This is a genomic window from Asticcacaulis sp. (assembly GCA_024707255.1).
Taxonomy (GTDB): domain Bacteria; phylum Pseudomonadota; class Alphaproteobacteria; order Caulobacterales; family Caulobacteraceae; genus Asticcacaulis.
Genome location: JANQAC010000002.1, coordinates 1,074,804 through 1,096,338 on the forward strand (window position 1 = coordinate 1,074,804; position 21,535 = coordinate 1,096,338).

Sequence of the window (21,535 nt, forward strand, 5' to 3'; positions counted from 1 at the left end):
AAATAATTTGAAGCCACAACCGCATGGAGAAGGACGGTGCGCTTTACGCCGTGTTCGGTCCATTATGCCGCCAGGGGAATGGGGCAAGGAAGTCGTTTCATGCCAGAACAGCGGTCAGCGAAATTCGATATCGGTCAGGTGGTCAAACATAATCTGTTTGAGTTCCGCGGCGTCGTTTTTGACGTCGATCCGGAATTTTCCAATACGGAAGAATGGTGGCAGGCGATCCCGGAAAGCGTGCGTCCGCAGAAGGACCAGCCCTTTTATCACCTACTGGCCACCAATGGAGAGAGCTGTTACGTCGCCTATGCGTCCGAAGGCAATCTGTGCGCCGACGATACAGGTCAGCCCTTTAGCCATCCGCAGACCCAGTTGATCTTCGAGCGATTCGAGAACGGCCGTTACAAACCGAAAAGCCGAATGGCCAACTGAGGGGCCGTCACCCTGAAAAATGACTTGTGGAAAAACTGGCTGGATCGAACCGGTTCAGGCCTGGTTCATATTACACGGACGATATATGGGGTCCGTGTTACGCTGCTTACCGCCATGAAATTGTCACGCAAATCCTGGAAAGACTTGGTGAGCGCGCTGGGACTCGAACCCAGGACCCTCTGATTAAAAGTCAGATGCTCTAGCCGGCTGAGCTACGCGCTCATGAAGATAAGTCAGACTTGACCCGCTTTTGGAAAGAGCGGATCAACTGGGCTCTTCATAGAGTGGACTATTTAATTTCGCAAGCGCGAGGCGTTGAAAAAAGACGCTTTTTCTTATGTATTGTTTTTTTATGTGCAGAATAAGCTATAACGGGTCTACACAGGACACAGGCGCCGATGGCGTTTCTGGACTGAAGGTATGAGGGGGATGTTGGTGAAGGCTGCCAGTGCTGTGAATATGAAGCTCCGAACGTGCGCCCTGATGGTACTGGCGGGAGGGGCTTTGTTATCGGGCTGCGCCTCGAAACCCCATTATGACGCCAGCGGCGCCGTGGTGGAGAAGCCCAAGCACAGACCGGCCGAGGAAACACAGGCCGTGCGTTCCTCCACGGATGATCAGAGTAATAGCTGGGGCGATGCGGTCATGGCGCCGCTCGAAGACCTGAACCTGCGCCGCAAGGATATTCCGGAAATCCTGACCCAGGCCGTGACCAAGCCCTATGACCTGACCGGACTGGATAATTGCGAGGCCATTGCCTCCGAGGTCACCAAGCTCGACAGCCTGCTGGGCGCCGATTTCGATGAGCCGCCGCCGCCACAAGATACGAAAAGCCTTCGTGAACGTGGCGGCGAGGCCGCCGGCGATGTGGCGCGCGGTTCCGTGCGCAATGCCACGCGCAGCATTATCCCGTTCCGCGGACTGGTGCGCCAGATGACCGGCGCGCAGCGTCACCAGCGAGAAATGGATACAGCCATCCAGGCCGGTAAGGTGCGCCGCGCCTATCTCAAGGGGGTGGGCATGAACAAGAACTGTGCGCCGCCGGCGGCGCCGTCATGGTTCGTCCCGCGCGTCTACACCGATACCTATGCCGGCGGTAAGACCGTTCCCAAGCCGATTCCCGTGCCGGCAAAGCCGAAAAAACTGCCGAAACGCCGCTAAAGCACAGTGGCTTTAAACGTCCTTCGTTTGCCAGCGAGAGAGCAGATCAGCCCGTAAAGCGTCGAAGGTGCCCGCCGTGATGGCGGCGCGGATGCGAATCATTAGGGCCTGGAAGAAGGCGATATTGTGCCAACTGAGTAGCATCTGGCCCAGGATCTCTTCCGATTTGACGAGATGGTGCAGGTAGGCTTTTGAATAATCGCGGCTGGCCGGACAATCGCTTTCAGCATCCAGCGTTGTGTCGTCTTCGGCGAAGCGGGCATTCTTCATATTGAGCGGGCCATCCCAGGTCCACACCTGGCCATGGCGGCCCGAACGCGTCGGCAGGACGCAGTCGAACATATCGACGCCGCGCGCCACGCCTTCCAGCAGGTCGATTGGCTTGCCGACGCCCATCAGGTAGCGCGGCCGATCCCAGGGCAGCAGCGGCGCGCTGTAATCGAGCGTGTCGCACATGGCTTCGTGACCTTCACCGACGGCCAGGCCGCCGATGGCATAGCCGTCGAAACCGATATCGAGCAGGCGCTCCGTCGATTCCCGGCGCAGGTGCTCAAAGGTCGAGCCCTGCTGGATGCCGAACAATGCCTGCGTGTCGCGGGCACCGAACGCGGTCTTTGAGCGCAGCCCCCAGCGCGCCGAAAGCTGCAACGCTTCACGGGCGCGCTTTTCCTCGGCAGGCCAGGAAACGCATTCATCAAGTTGCATGACGATATCCGAGCCCAGCAGGTCGGCCTGGATTTCGATCGAGCGCTCCGGCGACAGGATATGCCGCGAGCCGTCGATATGGCTCTGGAAGGTGACGGCGTCTTCCTTGACCTTGGAAATCTTCGACAGGCTCATCACCTGGAAGCCGCCACTGTCGGTCAGGATCGGGCCATCCCAGCCCATGAATTTATGCAGGCCGCCCAGTCTCGCCACGCGTTCGGCGGTCGGGCGCAGCATCAGGTGGTAGGTATTGCCAAGAATAATCTTCGCATGGGCCTGTTTCACCATGTCCAGTGTCAAGGCCTTGACCGTGGCGGCGGTGCCGACCGGCATGAAGATCGGCGTCGGGATATCGCCGCGCGGCGTTTTCAGCACGCCGGTACGGGCCTGGCCCTGGGAAGCGAGAATTTCAAAAAGGAAGCGGCTCATCGGGACGTATTACTCAGCAAACAGGCATCGCCATATGAAAAAAAAGCGGTAGCCGGTCTCAATGGCGTGGGCATAGGCCCTTTTCATGACCTCGGTGCCGGCCAGGGAACAGACCAGCATGAACAGAGTCGATTTCGGCAGATGAAAATTGGTCATCAGCAGGTCGCACGACCGGACCTTGACGCCCGGCGTAATGAAGATGGCGGTCTCGGCGGCAAAGGGGTGGATAGCGCCTTGCTTATCGCAAGCGGATTCCAGCAGGCGGAGTGAGGTAGTGCCGACGCAGATAATCCGGCCCCCGCCGCGCGCACCGCGTTGATCCGCGCGGCACTTTCCGGCGTGATGATGCCGAATTCGGCGTGCATGACATGATCATCGGTGTCCTCAACCTTGACCGGCAGGAAGGTGCCGGCGCCGACATGCAGGGTGATCCGCTCGATATTCACGCCTTTGGCCGCGAGCTTTTCCAACAGGGCAGGGGTGAAGTGCAGGCCGGCGGTCGGCGCGGCCACGGAGCCCTCGTCACGGGCGAAAATGGTCTGGTAGTCGCTCTTGTCCTGCTCGTCCTCGTGACGCTTTGAACGAATATAGGGTGGCAGCGGCATTCCGCCGACCAGATGCAGACGCTCCAGCAATTCCTGCGGCCCATGCTTGAAATCGAGCGTGTAGAGGCCATTGTGATCCTTGGCGGAAACGACGGCGTTCAGCTCGGCAAGTTCACTCTTAAATTGCAATCGGTCCCCGACCTTCACCTTGCGGCCCGGTTTCAGGAAAGCCTGCCACTGTGAAGCGCCGGTGCTCTTGACCAGAGTGGCCTCGATCATGACCACGCTGTCGTCACGGAGGCGCTGGCCGTCGAGTTGCGTTGGCAGCACACGGGTATCATTGACCACCAGCAGATCGCCGGCCTTGAAGAAATTGGCTATATCGCCAATATGGCTATCGGTCAGCGCGCCGTGTTCATCGACACGCAGCAGGCGGGCGGCCTCGCGCGGTTCTGCCGGTCGCAGGGCAATGCGGTCCTCGGGCAGGTCGAAATCAAATTCGGAAATTAACATGCGGCTGTCTCAAGCCGCAAAAGCGCGTCAGGTCAAGACTTAAACCAGGCCATTATGATCAATGACCGCTTTTCACTGGCGCCGCAAGCCAGTCCAGGGCTTCGTCCATCGTGTCGAAAACGCCGGAGGTTCGGTGCGGAAAAATTGCATCCCGCAAGCGTTTGCGTGCGTGGATCAGCGGGTCGCTGGAAACGACGGCAATGCGGCGGCCGGCATCGTTCCCTTGCGCATATTCAGCCCACCAGCGCCCGAAGGCTTCAGTATCGCTGGATTGGATGACTCCTTCAAAGCGCCGGGCATCGACCAGGAAATCATAAAGCCACGGCGCTTCAACCGTTTGAATGTGCTCGATAATCTGAGCATAAAGCTGGTCGCCCGTCAGGTCCCCGATATAGCGGAAGGCAAGTGTCCGTCTGGCTTCATCGATGGAAAAGGTGACACGGGCACGAAGGCTCATGGTGAGGGCTGCCGTATTATTTTGTTCAGATTACCACACCCACCTTAAGGCTTGATTGACGCTAAGCGGCCCGGAGTGTCTCGCCAGCCTTGATCCAGTCCAGCCCTTCATCAAAGGTATCGAAAATGGCGATGCGGCGATCGGGCATGACATCGAGCATGGCTTTCAAATTGAAAGTGAGGTCGGAATCGCCGCCCACCAGCGCCATGCTGCGGGCCTGATCGCGGCCGCGTGTAAAGGCGGCCCATTTTTCGGTCAGGAATTTCAGGTAATCGCGCGACAGGTCGGCTTCGTAGCGGCGGAAGTCGAAAATAGCGTTGAAAAGCCAGGGACTGTCGACCGTGGCCAGCAGGTCGATCAGATCGGGGCCGGCGTCCTGATCGTTGCGCACGCTGTGAAATCGGATGATCAGGATCATATTGTCGCGGTCAACTGTAACCGCAAAACGCGAACGCTTACTCATACTAAAACCCTTGCAGGATACTCTACTGTTCGGCGGACAAATTGCCGCCTGGGTTGAGTATCCTGCTTTACAGGTCTTAAGATGGCTTTAAATCGAAGACTTAAAACCATTTTTACCATGCACTTTTAAGCGACGTCGGCGGCCACACGCATGGAAACGATCTTGCCCGGATTGCGCGGCGGCTCACCCTTGGGCAGGGCATCGACATTTTCCATGCCTTCGGTGACTTCGCCCCAGACGGTATATTGCTTGTCGAGGAAGCGGGCGTCATCAAAGCAGATGAAGAACTGGCTGTCGGCCGAATCCGGATTTTGCGAACGGGCCATCGAGCAGACACCGCGGACGTGGGGCTCGGCATTGAACTCGGCCTTCAGCTTCTTGCCGGAACCGCCAAAGCCCTGGCCTTGCGGGTCGCCGCCCTGGGCCATGAAGCCGGGGATGACGCGGTGGAAGACGATGCCGTCATAAAAGCCTTCGCGCGCCAGTTCCTTGATGCGGGCGACGTGGTTCGGCGCCAGGTCGGGGCGCAGCTTGATGGTGACCGGACCGGTGTCGAGCGTCAGGATCAGGGTGTTTTCGGGATCGGTGGACATGACGTGTCTCCTTGAGAAAAATCGTGGCCCTGACATAAGAGGTCATCCGGGCAATTGCAAAATAATTCCTACCTGGAGCATTCCGCCGGCTTTTTTCTTCCGGACGGTACATGGCGCAGGACCGGTCGATCTCCTCCTGGATCATCTGGCAACTATTGGCGGCATTGCAGGGCGGGTGCGTGGCCGGCGAGACCATTATGCAGCGCGCGACCAGGCGGTCGGAGGCTGCCTTGCCGATCTCGGACTGGCAGGTGCCGTCGCTGGAGGATGCAGCCACATCGCTGACAGCGGCGGCAGTAGCCATGGGCGACTGGCTGCTTTCGGACATTTCGGCGCTTGCAGAGTCTTGCGTGGCGCCCGTGTCTTTCGGCGGCGAAGGCGAACAGGCGGCGAGACACGCGAAGACGAGTAGGGTAGGGATACGACGCATGAAGTCTCCTTGATTTGGCCAATACCCTAGCAGTACCGGGCATAAGGAAAAAATAGTTTCCGCATTGCGGCCAAAAACCAGTATAGACGCGGCCATGAACGATACTCCCGACGATCCGACTAAGGACGAACCCCGCCGCCGCATGGTCAAGCCACCGGAAGGCGGCAATCTGTCTGGCCGCCACAAGGGGCACACGGCGGTCAAGACGGCGCGTTTCCGCACGCAGTCCTCGGCCAAGTGGCTTGAGCGGCAACTGAACGACCCCTATGTCCTGAAAGCCAAGGCCGAGGGTTGGCGCTCGCGCGCCGCTTTCAAGCTGATCGAACTGGACGAGCGCTTTCACTTCCTGAAAAAGGGCGTCCGCGTGGTGGACCTCGGCTGTGCGCCGGGCGGCTGGGTGCAGGTGGCTATCAAGCGCGGCGCGTCGCATGTGGTCGGCGTCGACCTGCTGCCGGTCGATCCGGTGCCGGGTGCCGATCTGCTGGAAGCCGATTTCACTGACCCCGCCATCGGCCAGAAGCTGATGGAACTGATGGGCGGCAAGCCGGACGTGGTCCTCTCCGACCTGGCGCATAATACAGTCGGCCACAAACAGACCGACCACCTGAAGATCATGGGACTTCTGGAGTTGGCCGGTGATTTCGCGCTCGATAACCTGAAGCCGGGCGGCGCCTTTGTCGCCAAGGCGTTCCAGGGCGGCGAGACCGAACAACTCCTGCTGCGTCTGAAATTGGCTTTTGAGACGGTCAAGCACTTCAAGCCAAAATCGAGCCGCGCCGGATCGACCGAAATCTATATTGTTGCCCTGGGTTACAAGGGATAGAGGTCATGCCGTCCTTCCTGCCCCTGCCGTGGCTTTACCTGATCATCGCCGGTCTGCTGGAGGTCTGCTGGGCCATCGGCCTGAAATACAGCGCCGGTTTCACCAAACCCGTTCCGTCCATATTCACCCTGGTGACCCTGGCGCTCAGCATGTTCCTGCTGTCGAAGGCCGCCAATACCCTGCCGATCGGTACAGCCTATGCCGTCTGGGTCGGCATCGGTGCCCTGGGCGCGGCGGTACTCGGCATTTTCCTGTTCCACGAGGCGGTTACGCCACTGCGCGTCCTGTTCCTTGTGATGCTCCTGAGTTCCATTATCGGCCTGAAAGCGACCGCTGGCTGAGGACCGTGATAACTGTTCACCGATTGAAACAATTATTTCGGTGAAAAGGGCTTTACGTGGCCGTCCGATTCCCATAGGAACAACCCGCAAAATGGAGAGTTCCTTATGGAAATACGCGAAGGCTTAACCTTCGACGACGTTTTGCTGGAGCCCGGTCCCTCGGACGTGGTGCCCACTCAGGTCGATACGAAAACCAAATTCACCCGCGAACTGTCACTGAATATCCCGCTGGTCTCGTCGGCGATGGATACAGTCACCGAAGCGCGCCTGGCCGTGGCCATGGCCCAGGCCGGCGGCATGGGTATTGTCCACCGCAACCTGACCAATGAAGAACAGGCCGAGGAAATCCGCAATGTGAAGCGGTTTGAATCGGGCATGGTCATCAATCCGATCGTCATTCACCCGGATACCAGGCTGGCCGAGGTGCGCGACATCATCGCCCGCAAGCACATTTCCGGCTTTCCGGTGGTCGAGCGCGAAACCAACAAGCTGGTCGGCATCCTGACCAACCGCGACATCCGTTTCGAAGGCGAAGGGTCGAAAACCGCCGCCGAAGTGATGACGAAGGACAACCTGATCACTGTCCGCGAGGGCGAGGGCCAGGCGCAGGCTCGCGCACTGATGGCCAAACACCGTATTGAGCGCATCATTGTTGTTGATGACGCCTATCGCGCGGTAGGCCTGATCACCGTCAAGGACATGGAAAAGAGCCAGGCCTATCCCCCTGGCTGCAAAGGATGGCGCCGGCCGCTTGCTCGTCGGTGGCGCGTCCACGGTCGGCGATGCCGGTTTCGAGCGCTCCATGGCGCTGGTTGAGGCCGGGGCCGACGTGGTGGTCATTGATACGGCCCACGGCCACAGCATACTCGTTTCGCAAGCGGTTGAACGCCTGCGCAAGGAAACCAACAAGGTCCAGATCATCGCCGGTAACGTCGCCACCTATGACGCCACCCGCGCCCTGATCGATGCCGGCGCCGATGCCGTCAAGGTCGGGATCGGTCCGGGCTCGATCTGCACCACCCGCATGGTCGCCGGTGTCGGCGTGCCGCAACTGACCGCCATCATCGACAGTGTCCGCGCCGCCGAGGGAACCGGCGTGCCGATCATCGCTGACGGCGGCATCAAGCTGTCTGGCGACCTCGCCAAGGCCATTGCCGCCGGCGCTTCCACCGCCATGCTGGGCTCGATGTTTGCCGGTACTGAGGAAGCGCCGGGCGAAGTCATCCTCTACCAGGGGCGTTCCTACAAGTCCTACCGCGGCATGGGCTCTGTTGGCGCCATGGCGTCCGGTTCGGCCGATCGCTATTTCCAGAAGGAAGTGCGCGACACCATGAAGCTGGTGCCGGAAGGTATCGAGGGGCAGGTGCCTTACAAGGGGCCGATCTCGCCGGTCATCCACCAACTGGTCGGCGGCCTGCGCGCCTCCATGGGCTATGTCGGGGCGCATACGGTGCCGGAATTCCAGCAGCGCGCGCGCTTCGTCAAGATCACCGGCGCGGGCCTGCGCGAAAGCCATGTCCACGATGTCATGATCACGCGGGAAGCCCCCAACTATCGCCAATAGGACGGGAACCAGTAACTGAAGGGAAAAGCCTGTGACTTATGAACTTTGGATACTGGTCTGGGCGGCGATCCTTGGCCTCATTCAGGTCGGATTGCCGCCGATCGCCGCCATGTCGCGCCAGGGTTATGCCAAATGGAATGCCGGACCGCGCGACACGGCGTTTGACATTGGCCCGCTGGCTGGTCGCCTCAACCGCGCCTTTGCCAATTTCAAGGAAACCTTTGTTTTCTTTGCGGTGATCGTGGTGGCGCTGGCCTTTGCTGGCAAGTCCTCGGAATTGTCGCGCTGGGGCGCCGATATCTATCTGGCGGCCCGCATCTTCTATATCCCGCTCTATGCGTTCGGCGTTGTTGGCGTCCGTTCGCTGGCTTGGATTGTCTCTCTCGCCGGCATTCTGATGTGCCTCTTCACTTTATTCCTCTAAGGATCTGATTTGACTCCCGCTGCCCGACTTCAAGCCGCCGCCGATATCCTCGACCAGCTTTCGGGGACCCGTGCGACTGCCGAGGTGGTGCTGAAACAGTGGGGACAGGTCAACCGCTACGCCGGCTCGAAAGACCGTCGCGCCATCGCCGATCGCGTCTATCGCTGTCTGCGCGGCAAGCAGCGCCTGCTGTGGGCCATGGAACTGGGCGAAAAATCACCGGGGCAGGGCCGGGCGCTGGTCCTCGGCGTCGCTGTCACTGATCGACGGGTTGCCGATCGAAGAGATCGATTCCCTGTTCAGTGGCGGAGGCTACGCGCCCAAGCCGCTGACCGAACAGGAGCGCGAACGTCTGGCGGCGGGCGATGGCGATGCCCCAGCCTGGGTGACCACCGGTCTGCCGGAATTTGTCGTGTCGCGCTTTGAGCAGCAGTTCGGCAAGGACTGGGCCGCCGAAGCCACCGCCCTGATGCTGCCGCGCGCGCCGATCGACCTGCGCGTCAACGGCGCCAAGACGACGCGCGAAGCCATGATCGCCGCACTGGAAGCCGAGGGCCTGTCGCCTGAGCCGACTCCGTTCTCGAAATATGGCATCCGCCTGAGCGCCGAGCCGCCGCCCAATCTCGCCAAGCTCGACATTTATCAAAATGGCCAGATCGAAATCCAGGACGAAGGCTCGCAACTGGCGGCCTTTATCGCCGGCGCCGGGCTGCTGCCGGGCGCGGCGAAGGTGGTCGATTTTTGCGCCGGCGGTGGCGGCAAGACTTTAGCGCTTGCTCAGATGATGGATGGCAATGGCGAAATCTACGCCTGCGACGTGGTGGAAAAGCGCCTGAAAGCCATCGAGCCGCGCCTTCTCCGCGCCGGCACTTCGGCGCATTTCATGCACTTTTTCGATCCTGACGATACCGCGCAGCTAGAACTGCTGAAAGGCGCCGATCTGGTGCTGGTCGATGCGCCATGCTCCGGTTCGGGCACCTGGCGCCGCCACCCGGAAGAAGCGCATCGCCTGAATGAGGCCAAGGTGGCGGACCTGCATACCCTGCAAACCCAAATCCTCGACCGCGCCGCGCAATGCGTGAAGATCGGCGGCCGTCTCGTCTATGTCACCTGTTCGGTGCTTGACGATGAAAACGCCCAGACCGCTGATGCCTTTGAGGCCGCCCATCCCAATTACGACGCTCTGCCGATCCACACGTTGCTGGAGCACAGCAGCCGGTTTATCGATCACGTGGCGCGCCTGACAAAGCTGGCCAAAACCGGCCACAGACTATCTCTCACACCTCATTCGACACAGACCGACGGTTTCTTTATCGCCGCCTATACACGGACCCAATAATCATGGCTTCGCCGCACCACGAGACTCTTCTTATTATCGATTTCGGATCGCAAGTTACTCAGTTGATCGCGCGCCGCGTCCGCGAATGCGGCGTTTATTGCGAAATCCATCCCTTCACCAAGGCCGCCGACAAGATCGATTCCTTGCGCCCCAAGGCGGTGATCCTGTCGGGTTCGCCGCACAGCGTCATCGATGAGGGGCCGCGCATCGACGCCAGACTGTTCGAAATGGGCGTGCCGGTTTTCGGCATCTGCTATGGCGAACAACTGATGTGTGAACTGCTGGGCGGCAAGGTTGAAAGCGGCCATGATCGCGAGTTCGGCCGTGCCGAGATCACCGTCAAGGGGCAGTCGCCGATCTTCAAGGGCCTCGATCCGGTCGAGACCGTCTGGATGAGCCACGGCGATCGCGTCACCGCCATCCCCGAAGGTTTCGAGGTTATCGCTACCTCGGAAGGCGCGCCCTATGCCGCCATCGCCGATGAAAAGCGCAAATTCTACGCCGTGCAGTTCCACCCGGAAGTGGTCCACACCAAGCGTGGCACCGACATGATCCGCAACTTCCTGTTCGAGATCGCCGGCTTCACGGGCGACTGGTCGATGGCCGCCTTCCGCGAAGAAATGATCGCCGAGGATCCGCGCCCAGGTCGGCACGGGCAAGGTCATCTGCGGCCTGTCGGGCGGGGTCGACTCGTCGGTTGCCGCCATCCTGATCCACGAAGCGATCGGCGAGCAACTGACGTGCGTGTTTGTCGATACCGGCCTGCTGCGCAAGAACGAAGGTGAGCAGGTCGTTTCCCTCTTCCGCAATCACTACCATATCCCGCTGGTCCATGTGCAGGCGCAAGACAAATTCCTTGGCGCCCTGGCCGGCATTAGCGATCCGGAAACCAAGCGCAAAACCATTGGCAAGCTGTTCATCGATGTGTTTGATGAAGAGGCCGGCAAGATTGACGGCGCTGAATTCCTCGCTCAAGGCACGCTCTATCCGGACGTGGTGGAAAGCATCTCGCCGCACGGCGGCCCGTCGACCGTCATCAAATCGCACCACAATGTCGGCGGCCTGCCGGAATATATGAAACTCAAGCTGGTCGAGCCCCTGCGGGAACTCTTCAAGGATGAAGTGCGGGCGCTTGGCCGCGAACTGGGGCTGGACAACGCCTTTGTCAGCCGCCACCCGTTCCCCGGACCGGGGCTGGCCATCCGCATCCCCGGCGAAGTGACGCCGGAAAAGGTGAAAACGCTTCAGGACGCCGACGCCATCTATCTGGATGAAATCCGCAAGGCCGGGCTGTATAACGATATCTGGCAGGCTTTCGCGGTGCTCTTGCCAGTCAAGACGGTCGGCGTCATGGGTGATGCCCGCACCTATGAGGACGTGCTGGCCCTGCGCGCCGTCACCTCGTCCGACGGCATGACCGCGGATTTTTATGAGTTTCCGTGGGCTGTGCTCGGACGCTGCGCCACCCGCATCGTTAATGAGGTGAGGGGGGTCAACCGCGTCGTCTATGACGTTACCTCGAAGCCCCCCGGCACCATCGAATGGGAATAATTAGCCCTTCGCCACTCTTATTGCCTTGCGCCACAAACCTTCGGGTACTGGCGGCGCGATTTCGCCCAGTTGACGCAGATCCTCCAGGATCACGCTCAACTGGGCCGAACTGCCGGGCAAGTTCAGGCGCAGGATTTCCAGCTTGCGCCGCAGGGATGAATAGGCGCTGGCGGCATTGAAATGGCTTTGTGAGCGTTCGCCCCAGCGCTGGACCGCCTGCATCACCGAAATAACCGACACCGCACCGCCGATGACGAAGAGGCCAGCGTTCAGTACATCGCTGTGCGGCTGGTAAAAGTCCTTGTATAGCACAGGCAGGGCCGCCAGGGTCGAGACGAGGAAACCGCCGATCAGGGTAGAGATAGTGGTCACGCGATTGAGCGTATCCATGCGGTTGGTCGCCGCCCAGTGGGCATGAGCCGAGTGACGGACACGGGTTTCAGTTTCATGCAGAATGCGCATGAAATCATCCGTCAGTATCTCGTGAATATTCCCCATCGGCGCCCCCCTGGCGGTTAACCTAACCGCGATCGAGGCAACAGGCAAGCCGGCCTATTTCGGCACCAGCTTCACTTCGTAGAGGTTTGGCCACAACTTGCCGGTGACGAACAGCCGCCTATCCTTGGCGTCGTAGGCAATGCCATTGGCGACGGCGTCGATCTCCAGGCTGGTGTCCTGGGTTTCCGGCAGGCTGTTCAATTGTATAATGCCAGTGATATTGCCGCTCTTTGGATCGATGCGGACAATGTAACGGCTGCGCCAGACATTGGCGTATATTTCGCCGTCCACCCACTCCAGTTCGTTGAGCTGGTCGATGTCGCGTCCGTCCAGTTTCACGGCGATGGTGCGAACGACCTTAAGCGTCACCGGATCGAGAAAGCGGATGGTCGAGGTGCCGTCGCTCATGATCAGGTTCTTGTCATTGACGGTCAGGCCCCAGCCTTCGCCGGTATAGAAGAAGCTGCGCTTGAGTTTGAAATCCTTGCCGGACCAGACAAAACCGGCGCCGCCGGTCCAGGTCAGGCTGACAATATGATCGCCCCAGGGCGCGATGCCTTCGCCGAAATACTTGTTGTCGATTGTGGTCTGGCGGATGACCTTGCCGGTATCGAGCGCCACTTGGCGAATATAGGATTGCCCGTTGCGGCCGGTGCTCTCATAGAGCGATCCGTCTCGGTAATAGAGGCCCTCGGTGAAGGCTTTGGTATCGTGCGGGTAGGTCTTGACGACTTCCAGCCTGTAGACCGGCACGGCCGCCCGCGCCGAACCCATCGTAAGCCCAAGGGCGAGACAGATCAGGGCGAGCGGACGAACGGACATTCAGTACCTCTTAAAGAGCGTTTGCGGCGGAGAGTACCGCCTTTATGCTGGCTGTGGCAACATCATGATCGATGCCGACGCCGAAAATGGTGCGGTCGCCGGCCTTGCATTCGACATAGGCGACCGCCTGACTTTCCGCGCCTGCGTGCAGGGCGTGCTCGGCATAGTCGACGACCTCAAGTCCCAGGTCATAATGGGCGTTTAGGCCACGGACAGCCGAGGAAATCAGGCCATTGCCGTGACCTACTACGGATGTCTCGATTCCGTCCTTTATAATTCGTCCCACGAAGGTTCGCTTCGCGTCCGAACGCACCGGGCCGGCGTGTTCGTATTCGATCAGTTCGTACTTCTGTGGACCGGTCAGGTGATAGGACGACTGGAAGGCTTCCCAGATGTCGCTGCCGCTGACTTCCTTCGCCGAGGCATCGGTGATGTCCTGGACCTTGCGCGAAAAATCGACCTGGAATTTGCGCGGCAGTTTCAGGCCGTGGCCCTGTTCCAGCACCCAGGCGATGCCGCCCTTGCCGGACTGCGAATTGACGCGGATGACGGCCTCGTAGGATTCGCCCAGATCGGCGGGATCGATCGGCAGGTAGGGCATTTCCCAATAGCTGTCATTGCGCTTTTCGTGCGCCGCGAAACCCTTCTTGATGGCGTCCTGGTGGGAGCCGGAAAAGGCGGTAAAGACCAGTTCGCCGGCATAGGGGTGGCGCGGATGGACCGGGATATTATTACAGTGGACGACCGTGTTCACGACCTCGCGCATATTGGAGAAGTCGAGTTCCGGAGAGACGCCCTGCGTATAGAGATTGAGCGCCAGGGTGACCAGATCGACATTGCCGGTGCGCTCGCCATTTCCGAACAAGCAGCCTTCGATACGGTCGGCGCCGGCCAGCAAGGCCAGTTCGGCGGCGGCGGTGCCGGTGCCGCGGTCATTATGCGGGTGCAGGCTGATGACCACGCTGTCGCGCTTATTTATGTTGCGGCAGAACCATTCGATCTGGTCGGCATAGGTATGCGGCCCGGCTACCTCCACCGTGGCCGGCAGGTTGAGGATCAGCGGGCGTTCCGGCGTTGGCTGTACCACGTCGATCACGGCATTGCAGACCTCCAGGGCGAATTCCGGCTCAGTGGCGGTGAAGGTTTCCGGGCTGTACTCGAAGCCCCATTGGGTGGCCGGTTGCGCGGCGGCTTCCGCTACCAGCAGGGCCATGCCCTTGCGCGCCAGGGCCAGCACTTCCGGCTTGTCCATGTCGAAGACAACGCGGCGGAAGAGGGGGGAGGTGGCGTTATACAGGTGAACGATCGCCTTTTTCGCGCCGCGCAGGGCCTCGAAAGAGCGCTTGATCAGGTCCTCGCGCGACTGGGTCAGCACCTGGATGGTGACGTCGTCGGGGATCAGGTTTTCCTCAATCAGCTTGCGCACGAAATCGAACTCGGTCTGCGAGGCCGAGGGGAAGCCGACCTCGATCTCCTTCAGGCCGACCTTGACCAGCAGGTTGAAGAACATCAGCTTCTTTTCGACGTCCATCGGATCGGCGAGCGCCTGGTTGCCGTCGCGCAGGTCGGTGGAAAGCCAGCGCGGCGCCTTGGTGGTGACCTTGTCGGGCCAGGTCCGGTCGCGCATGTCTATGCCCAGGGAGAATGGGCGGTATTTGGTTTCGGGATTGGACAGCATCATGGGTGAAAACCCTTACTTTTCATAAATCTGGCATAAATTGTGACGCGCGACGCTCGGCTTACAGGTGGGCGCAAACCTGCAAGCTGGTGCGAATTCGCGCGGTGTGTAGCAGAAGAAGGGACATGATCGAAACCCGAAACGGGGAGAAAGCCAAAAAAAGACGCGAGGAAAACACCTGATCGCGTTTACGCGAGCAGGGTGCCAATAAGGAGCGCAGTAATGGCTTTGGACGTGATCATGGCGGGGTTAATGTCACGATGCGCGGCCGCCGTCAATGAGCGGCCAACAAATTGCATGATTTCCTTGTCTTTTCGCCCGACACGCGCTATTGGCACCGGTTCATGACTTTGTGATGTCGCCAGATGGCCGCCGGAAATGCGTGCGGGCCAGGTGATATCGTTACTTTATTGAGGTGCCGGATGGCTCGCGTTACCGTCGAAGATTGCGTCGAAAAGATCGACAACCGTTTCAACCTCGTCCTGCTGGCGGCTCATCGCGCCCGCGCCATTTCGTCGGGCTCGTCGATCCTGGTGGACCGCGACAACGACAAGAACCCGGTTGTATCCTTGCGCGAAATCGCCGATGGCGTGCTGGAGCCGGGCACCCTGACCGAAAGCCTGATCGCTTCGCTGCAACGCGTCGATGAGCGTACCGAGGCCGAGGAGGAGGCCGAAACCCTGGCCCTGCTGGCCGATCCGTCGCACCAGCAAATGTCGGAATCGGAACTGATCCGCGCCCTGCAATCCGACCGCGATGGCGGCCAGGAAGAGCGCTACTAAGAGCGCTACTGGATTTCGCTTCCCAACTTATTATTTAAAAGGCTCAGGGCTATCCTTGGGCCTTTTTTGCTTGTGTAAATCTGCACTTGTGAGAGACTTTTTAACTCCTGATCCGTTTAGATTAAGGGTGTAGCGTACAACAGGACGGAATTATGTCGGCGGAAAGCGAACAGGTATTGGACAAGGCCACGCAAGGTGCGATTGCGCCTATGGCCGTTCCTGTGCCGGGTGTTCAGCCTGAACCTTCCACACCGGCGCCCAGCCGTCAGAAATTCCTGCGCCAGATCGAGCTGATCGACCGGGTGGCCGCCTATGACCCGACGGTCGACGAGGCCATGCTCAACCGCGCCTATGTCTACGCCATGAAGATGCATGGCGCCCAGCTTCGCGCATCGGGCGATCCGTATTTTGCCCATCCGATCGAGGTGGCGGGCATACTGACCGACTACAAGCTCGATGCCGCCGCCATCGCCACCGCGCTCTTGCACGATACCATCGAGGATACGCCGGCCACACGCGAGGAAATCGCCGCCAAGTTCGGCGAGGATGTCGCCAGCATGGTGGAAGGCGTCACCAAGCTGACCCGGCTGGAACTGCAATCGGAATATACCAAGTCTTCGGAAAACCTGCGCAAGTTTATCCTGGCCATTTCCAAGGATATCCGCGTCCTGCTCGTCAAGCTGGCCGACCGCCTGCACAATATGCGCACCCTGCATTTCGTGGCACCGGAAAAGCGCGAACGCATCAGCCGCGAAACCCTGGAAGTCTATGCGCCGCTGGCTCGCTCGATCGGTTGCAACCGTTTCGCCACCGAACTGGAAGATCTGGCCTTCTCCTTCATCAATCCGCTGGCGCATCAGGCGATCATTCACCGTCTGGAGGAAATGCGCGCTGAAAAAGGCGCCACCATCGCCGCCATTGCCCGCGATGTCGCCGGCAAGCTGGAAAAGCAGGGCATTTCCGCCAAGGTGATGGGGCGCGAGAAATCGCCCTATTCGATCTGGAAGAAACTGCAAAGAAAGTCGGTCGGCTTCGCGCAACTGTCGGATATCTATGCGTTCCGTGTAGTGGTGAATAGTGTTGAGGAATGTTACCGCGCGCTCGGCATCATCCATCGCGCCTGGCCATGCGTGCAGGAACGCTTTAAGGACTTCATCTCGACGCCGAAATCCAACAATTATAAGTCTCTGCATACAACCGTGGTTGGCCACAAGGGCACGCGGATCGAACTCCAGATCCGCACCGAGGAAATGGACCGTGTCGCCGAAGAGGGCGTGGCGGCGCACTGGGGTTACAAAAATCAGGCTTACGGTTTCGACGAGGAGGCGGCAACGCGCGATGGCGGCCGCAACCCGATGAATAGCTTACGCAATATCGTCAATATCGTCGAAAGCGGCGGCGACAGCGAAGACTGGGTCGAACATGCCAAGATGGAGATGTATCTCGATCAGGTGTTCGTTTTCTCGCCGAAGGGCCGCCTGATCTCGCTGCCGCGCGGCGCCATGCCGCTCGATTTTGCCTTCGCTGTCCATACCCAGGTGGGCGAAACCGCCATCGGCTGCCTGATCAATGGCGAGCACAAGCCGCTGCGCACGGTTCTGCAAAACGGCGACCAGGTTGAAATCCTGACCGGACTGGAATCGCGCGTCAACCAGGACTGGTTTTCGCTCACCGTCACCGGCAAGGCGCGCTCGGCTATCCGCCGGCACCTGCGTCAGCGCGAGGCGGGCGATTTCATCAAGCTCGGCCGCACGGCCGTGGAACGCGCCGCCGCCCAGGTCGAAAAGGCGCTGAAAGATATAAGCTGGCGCCCGGCCTTCGAGCGCTTCAATGTCACCAGCGAGGACGACCTGTTTGAACTGGTCGGCCGTGGCAAAATTTTTCCGGCTAAGGTGCTGGAAGCCATCTTCCCCGGCCTGAAGCTGCCTATGATGCTGACCACCGATACCCTGACGCGCATCCGGGATGGCGCCGGCGGGGCGGCGTTTGTGCGCGGCAGTGCCTTGCGCGAAAGCCAGACGGTTATTTTCTCGAAATGCTGCTATCCGGTGCCGGGCGACCGCATCGTCGGGATTGTCGAGGATGACGGCGTCCATGTCCATTCCATCGAGTGTGAAAATCTCGAAGCGCTGGAGGAAATGGACGGCGAAAAGGACCGCTGGATCGACCTGCATTGGACGCTGAATGCCGAGAAGAACACGCTTTCCGTGGCGCGCCTGCGGGTAAATATGCAGAACAAACCGGGTGTGCTGGGCCAGGCCTGTACCCTGATCGGCGAGGCCAAGGGTAATATCATCAATATCAGCATTGCCAACAAGCCGATGGACTTCCTCGATGTCGATTTCGATATAGAGGTGCTGGACGCCCGCCACATCACCAACATCTCGGCCGCCCTGCGCACCTCGCCGATGATCGAAAGCGTGGAGCGGGTGAGGGGATAGATGGCTGTTCTCAATATTACTTTACCCAATGACCTGCCTGAGGATAGCGAACAGGCTATACTGCTTCTGAAGAATTTGGGTTACAGCAAGATTGCGTGTATTAAGGCTCTCAGAGAGAGATATGGAGTGAGTTTGGCCGATGCGAAAAAGCAGGTCCATTTCAGTCCGGCCTGGAAGGAGCGGCGTGAGGATGATGAGCGCTTTCATGCCCAATTGGAAAAAGCTGTTACTGAGCTAGGCTTGATCACGAAGGAATAGGAAAAACTTCGGTAAGACTGTTCCCAATCCTTATCGAAGGCGTTAAACAGCCGCTATTCGACAAAGGATTCCCGCCATATGACTTCCGAAGACGTAATCAACGAGTTCCGCGCCGCCAATGCCCTGCGCGAAGGCCATTTTGTGCTCTCATCAGGCCTGCACAGCCCGATGTTCCTGCAAAAGAACCTCGTCTTCATGAATGCCGATCGTTGCGAACGTCTGTGCAAGGCGCTGGCCGAAAAGATCACGGCGCAAGTCGGCCCGGTCGATGTCGCCATTTCGCCGGCCGTGGGCGGCATCATTCCCGGTTACGAAACCGCCCGTCACCTGAAAGTCCCTTCTATGTATGTCGAGCGTGAAGGCGGCGAGTTCAAGCTGCGCCGTGGCTTCCATGTCGAGCCGGGCCAGAAGGTGGTCATGGTCGAGGATATCGTCACCACCGGCCTGTCGTCGCGCGAATGTATCGCCGCCATTAAGGCTGCCGGCGGTGACGTGGTCGCCGCTGCCTGTATTGTCGATCGTTCCGGCGGCAAGGCCGATGTCGGTGTGCCGCTGATCGCCCTGGCCTCGCTGGAAGTGCCGGCATACCCTGCCGACAACCTGCCGCCCGAACTGGCCGCCATCCCCGTCGAGGATCCTGGTTCGCGCCGCCTAGCCAAGGCCTGAACATCATGCATGATCGCATCCGTTTGGGCTTGAATGTCGATCACGTCGCCACCGTGCGCAATGCGCGCGGCGGACATGCGCCTGATCCGGTGCGGGCGGCGCAACTGGCGCTTAAATCCGGCGTCGACGGCATCACGGCGCACCTGCGCGAAGACCGCCGGCATATCCTGGATAAAGACGTAAAGGCCTTGAAAGAGGTCTGCGATACCTTTGGCCGCCCGCTCAACTTCGAGATGGCGGTGACCGATGAGATGGTCGGCCTGGCGTTGAAGATGAAGCCCCATGCCGCCTGCCTGGTGCCGGAACGCCGCCAGGAACGCACGACTGAAGGCGGCCTGGATGTGGTCGGGCAGATCGATGGGGTTGGCGCCGCAGTGGCGAAATTCAACGCCGCCGGTATTCGTTCGTCCCTGTTCATCGCCACCGACCCGGCGCAGATCGATGCGGCGGCGAAGGTGAGGGCGCCGGTCGTCGAGTTTCATACCGGCGCCTTGTGTGATGCTTTCCGTGAACAGGAAGATGTCATTTTTCACAACGAACTGAACCGGTTGCAGGCGGCGGTTCGGCAGGCGCATGAACTGGGTATCGAGGTCCACGCCGGCCATGGCATCGATTACGACACCGTGCCATTCATCGCGCGTATTCCGCGTGTCCGCGAACTGAATATTGGCCATTTCCTGATCGGCGAGGCGATCTTCGTTGGTCTTGAACCCGCCCTGCGCCGGATGCGCGAACTGATCGACCTGCACCATAAGGGCGTTGTCGAGTGATTTTGGGCATCGGCGTCGATCTCTGCGATGCCCGGCGCATCGAATCCTCGATGGAACGCTTCGAGGGCCGCTTCCTTGATCGCATCTATACCCCGGCCGAGCAGCAACATGCCCGCGCCGCCGCCAAACCGGCCTTGAGTTTCGCCAAGCGCTTCGCCGCGAAGGAAGCCGTCGCCAAGGCGTTCGGCACCGGCGTGCGCGGCTTCCTGTTCGTCGATATCGAGGTGGTCTCCGGGGCGTTGGGTAAGCCGCATGTCCTTCTGCATGGTGGGGCGGCTGAGGTTTTGCGCGGTCTGGTGCCGGAAGGGCGGACGGCGCATATCCACCTGTCCTTAAGCGATGAAGACCCTTACGCCACGGCCTATGCAATCATCGAAGCTTATTGATTCTGAACAAGGTTTAATGTCAGCCGGGAAAAGAGCCTTGTGCTTGCCATAATCTGTGGTTAGGTGACACACCGTAACAGATTAAAGCAATTTGGGGGCGATCCTTATGGCACAGCACGACGACACAGCGAATGAGGTGATTGCCGCTGCGGCCAATGCGGCGGAAAAGATCGACCACGAAACCGCCGCTGCCGTCGATAACGCCCCAGAGGACGAGCCGGAGGAGGTCGATACGCGGGACGCCAAGCAGGTCGCGGTCGATGAAGCCAAGGAAATCTTCAGTGTCGTCGCCGTGGCGCTGATCCTGGTCATGATCCTGCGCACCTTCCTGTTCCAGCCTTTCACCATCCCCTCGGCATCGATGGAGCCAAACCTTTATGAAGGCGATTACATCATCGTCTCCAAGTGGGATTACGGCATTTCGAAATATTCCTTCCCCGTAGCTCTGCCGTTCATCAAGGGGCGCATAATGAACCATGCGCCGAAGCGCGGCGATATCGTGGTCTTCAAACTGCCGAGCAACACCAAGATCGATTACATCAAGCGCGTCATCGGCTTGCCGGGCGATACGGTCCAGATGAAGCAGGACCAGCTTTACGTGAACGGCGTGGCTGTGCCGAATACCGAGCTCGGCCCGGTCGACGCCAAGGGTTTCGAGGCGCGTTATGCCACGGCCTATCGTGAAACCCTGCCGGATGGCCGTACCCACCTGATGCAGGATATCGTCAAGGACGGCCGCGCCGACGATACCGGCGAGTTCATCGTGCCGGCCGGCAACTACTTCATGATGGGCGACAACCGCGATAATTCGCTGGACAGCCGCTTTTCGCCGGATGATCCCTATGAACCTGGCGTCGGTTTCGTGCCGGAGGAAAATCTCGAAGGCCGCGCCGTGCTGATCCTGATGTCGTGGAAGGAAGGCTCGTCCCTCTGGAAGCCTTGGACCTGGCTGAACTTCCACTGGAACCGCTTCTTCAAGCCGCTGCACTGACAGGCATGTCTGTTCAGGTTCGTGAGGCCCTGCCGTCCGATCTGGACGGACTGCTTACGCTTTACGCGCAACTGAACCCTTTCGATCCGCGCCTGCCGGACGATACTGCTGTACGGATTTTCACTGAAATCCAGGCAAGGGCAGGGCTGTCCGTTCTGGTGGCGGTTATCGATGGTCATATGGTCGGATCGGTAACCTTGGTCATCCTCCCCAACCTGACACGCGGCGGCGCACCCTACGCGCTGGTCGAGAATGTCGTGACCCATGATGGCCACCGGCGCCGGGGCATTGGCCGGGCGCTGCTGGCGGACGCGGCCCGCCTCGCCGAAGCTGCCGGTTGCTACAAGCTGATGCTGATGACCAGCCGTCCTGAGCCGCATGTCCGCGACTTTTACACAGGATGCGGTTTTAGCCAGAACAAGATCGGCTTTCAGATGCGTTTTGGCGGTCATTGATCGGCAAAAGCGTGACGT

22 protein-coding genes, 1 tRNA gene and 3 pseudogenes are annotated in these 21,535 nt (G+C 59.7%); 17 read left to right on the top strand and 9 right to left on the bottom strand.

The annotated features are described in order from the left end of the window. Positions 1-99 precede the first annotated feature (99 nt). Entirely contained in the window at positions 100-432 is a 333-nt protein-coding gene (hspQ, locus tag NVV72_16335) for a heat shock protein HspQ (protein ID MCR6660828.1), read from the top strand. A gap of 145 nt (positions 433-577) precedes the next feature. On the opposite strand, the gene NVV72_16340 is transcribed toward hspQ, so the two are convergent. Next, positions 578-654: transfer RNA gene (locus tag NVV72_16340), tRNA-Lys, on the bottom strand. A 213-nt stretch (positions 655-867) separates the two neighbouring features. Here NVV72_16340 and NVV72_16345 point away from each other — a divergent pair. Further along, positions 868-1,593 (top strand): hypothetical protein, encoded by a 726-nt coding sequence (locus NVV72_16345; GenBank protein ID MCR6660829.1) that lies wholly within the window; start codon positions 868-870, stop codon positions 1,591-1,593. Positions 1,594-1,605: 12 nt separating this feature from the next. Here the strand turns inward: NVV72_16345 and tgt are convergent, their stop codons facing one another. The 5 genes and pseudogenes from tgt to NVV72_16370 all read right to left on the bottom strand — a co-directional run bounded on the left by tgt (position 1,606) and on the right by NVV72_16370 (position 5,298). Further along, positions 1,606-2,727, bottom strand: coding sequence for a tRNA guanosine(34) transglycosylase Tgt (gene tgt / locus NVV72_16350; GenBank protein ID MCR6660830.1), 1,122 nt, complete (start codon positions 2,725-2,727; stop codon positions 1,606-1,608). Continuing rightward, positions 2,724-3,785: pseudogene (gene queA, locus NVV72_16355) on the bottom strand (tRNA preQ1(34) S-adenosylmethionine ribosyltransferase-isomerase QueA). The gene tgt and the pseudogene queA overlap by 4 nt, the downstream one beginning before the upstream one ends. A gap of 58 nt (positions 3,786-3,843) precedes the next feature. Continuing rightward, positions 3,844-4,242, bottom strand: coding sequence for an STAS/SEC14 domain-containing protein (locus NVV72_16360; protein ID MCR6660831.1), 399 nt, complete (start codon positions 4,240-4,242; stop codon positions 3,844-3,846). Positions 4,243-4,303: 61 nt separating this feature from the next. Continuing rightward, on the bottom strand, positions 4,304-4,705 hold the full coding sequence (locus NVV72_16365; GenBank protein MCR6660832.1) for a hypothetical protein: 402 nt from the start codon (positions 4,703-4,705) through the stop codon (positions 4,304-4,306). A 125-nt stretch (positions 4,706-4,830) separates the two neighbouring features. Further along, complete coding sequence (locus NVV72_16370) at positions 4,831-5,298, bottom strand: peptidylprolyl isomerase (GenBank protein ID MCR6660833.1); 468 nt, start codon at positions 5,296-5,298, stop codon at positions 4,831-4,833. Positions 5,299-5,408: 110 nt separating this feature from the next. Between NVV72_16370 and NVV72_16375 the strand changes: the two genes are divergently transcribed. The 7 genes and pseudogenes from NVV72_16375 to guaA all read left to right on the top strand — a co-directional run bounded on the left by NVV72_16375 (position 5,409) and on the right by guaA (position 11,770). Then, positions 5,409-5,741, top strand: coding sequence for a hypothetical protein (locus tag NVV72_16375; protein MCR6660834.1), 333 nt, complete (start codon positions 5,409-5,411; stop codon positions 5,739-5,741). Between the two features lie 81 nt (positions 5,742-5,822). After that, positions 5,823-6,551: an RlmE family RNA methyltransferase gene (locus NVV72_16380; GenBank protein MCR6660835.1), complete on the top strand. Its 729-nt coding sequence runs from the start codon at positions 5,823-5,825 to the stop codon at positions 6,549-6,551. A 23-nt stretch (positions 6,552-6,574) separates the two neighbouring features. After that, on the top strand, positions 6,575-6,892 hold the full coding sequence (locus NVV72_16385) for an SMR family transporter (GenBank protein ID MCR6660836.1): 318 nt from the start codon (positions 6,575-6,577) through the stop codon (positions 6,890-6,892). A 105-nt stretch (positions 6,893-6,997) separates the two neighbouring features. Continuing rightward, positions 6,998-8,456: pseudogene (gene guaB, locus NVV72_16390) on the top strand (IMP dehydrogenase). A gap of 31 nt (positions 8,457-8,487) precedes the next feature. Beyond that, a complete protein-coding gene (locus tag NVV72_16395; GenBank protein MCR6660837.1) occupies positions 8,488-8,880 on the top strand; it encodes an MAPEG family protein in 393 nt (130 codons plus the stop codon). Positions 8,881-9,151: 271 nt separating this feature from the next. Next, a complete protein-coding gene (locus NVV72_16400; GenBank protein MCR6660838.1) occupies positions 9,152-10,219 on the top strand; it encodes an RsmB/NOP family class I SAM-dependent RNA methyltransferase in 1,068 nt (355 codons plus the stop codon). 2 nt (positions 10,220-10,221) lie between these two features. After that, positions 10,222-11,770 (top strand): annotated as a pseudogene (gene guaA / locus NVV72_16405) (glutamine-hydrolyzing GMP synthase). Here the strand turns inward: guaA and NVV72_16410 are convergent. Genes NVV72_16410 through leuA form a run of 3 tightly spaced genes read right to left on the bottom strand, consistent with a single transcriptional unit; the run spans position 11,771 to position 14,771 of the window. After that, positions 11,771-12,268: a hypothetical protein gene (locus NVV72_16410; GenBank protein MCR6660839.1), complete on the bottom strand. Its 498-nt coding sequence runs from the start codon at positions 12,266-12,268 to the stop codon at positions 11,771-11,773. A gap of 54 nt (positions 12,269-12,322) precedes the next feature. Next, the gene (locus NVV72_16415; GenBank protein MCR6660840.1) at positions 12,323-13,090 is read right to left on the bottom strand and encodes a glutaminyl-peptide cyclotransferase; all 768 of its coding nucleotides are present in this window, start codon (positions 13,088-13,090) and stop codon (positions 12,323-12,325) included. Between the two features lie 10 nt (positions 13,091-13,100). Beyond that, the gene (leuA, locus tag NVV72_16420) at positions 13,101-14,771 is read right to left on the bottom strand and encodes a 2-isopropylmalate synthase (GenBank protein MCR6660841.1); all 1,671 of its coding nucleotides are present in this window, start codon (positions 14,769-14,771) and stop codon (positions 13,101-13,103) included. A 419-nt stretch (positions 14,772-15,190) separates the two neighbouring features. Here leuA and rpoZ point away from each other — a divergent pair, with 419 nt between their 5' ends. The 8 genes from rpoZ (at position 15,191) to NVV72_16460 (ending at position 21,517) form a co-directional block, all read left to right on the top strand. Further along, positions 15,191-15,550, top strand: coding sequence for a DNA-directed RNA polymerase subunit omega (gene rpoZ, locus NVV72_16425; protein MCR6660842.1), 360 nt, complete (start codon positions 15,191-15,193; stop codon positions 15,548-15,550). Between the two features lie 152 nt (positions 15,551-15,702). Beyond that, positions 15,703-17,991 (top strand): bifunctional (p)ppGpp synthetase/guanosine-3',5'-bis(diphosphate) 3'-pyrophosphohydrolase, encoded by a 2,289-nt coding sequence (locus NVV72_16430; protein MCR6660843.1) that lies wholly within the window; start codon positions 15,703-15,705, stop codon positions 17,989-17,991. Continuing rightward, positions 17,992-18,249, top strand: a complete 258-nt coding sequence (locus NVV72_16435) for a ribosomal protein L7/L12 (protein ID MCR6660844.1) — start codon at positions 17,992-17,994, stop codon at positions 18,247-18,249. Between the two features lie 78 nt (positions 18,250-18,327). Beyond that, positions 18,328-18,915, top strand: coding sequence for an orotate phosphoribosyltransferase (gene pyrE / locus NVV72_16440; GenBank protein ID MCR6660845.1), 588 nt, complete (start codon positions 18,328-18,330; stop codon positions 18,913-18,915). A gap of 5 nt (positions 18,916-18,920) precedes the next feature. Next, complete coding sequence (locus NVV72_16445) at positions 18,921-19,685, top strand: pyridoxine 5'-phosphate synthase (GenBank protein MCR6660846.1); 765 nt, start codon at positions 18,921-18,923, stop codon at positions 19,683-19,685. Beyond that, complete coding sequence (acpS, locus tag NVV72_16450) at positions 19,682-20,071, top strand: holo-ACP synthase (protein MCR6660847.1); 390 nt, start codon at positions 19,682-19,684, stop codon at positions 20,069-20,071. Before NVV72_16445 ends, acpS begins: the two co-directional genes overlap by 4 nt. Positions 20,072-20,177: 106 nt before the next feature. Beyond that, the gene (lepB, locus tag NVV72_16455; GenBank protein ID MCR6660848.1) at positions 20,178-21,062 is read left to right on the top strand and encodes a signal peptidase I; all 885 of its coding nucleotides are present in this window, start codon (positions 20,178-20,180) and stop codon (positions 21,060-21,062) included. A 5-nt stretch (positions 21,063-21,067) separates the two neighbouring features. Continuing rightward, on the top strand, positions 21,068-21,517 hold the full coding sequence (locus NVV72_16460; protein MCR6660849.1) for a GNAT family N-acetyltransferase: 450 nt from the start codon (positions 21,068-21,070) through the stop codon (positions 21,515-21,517). Positions 21,518-21,535 lie beyond the last annotated feature (18 nt).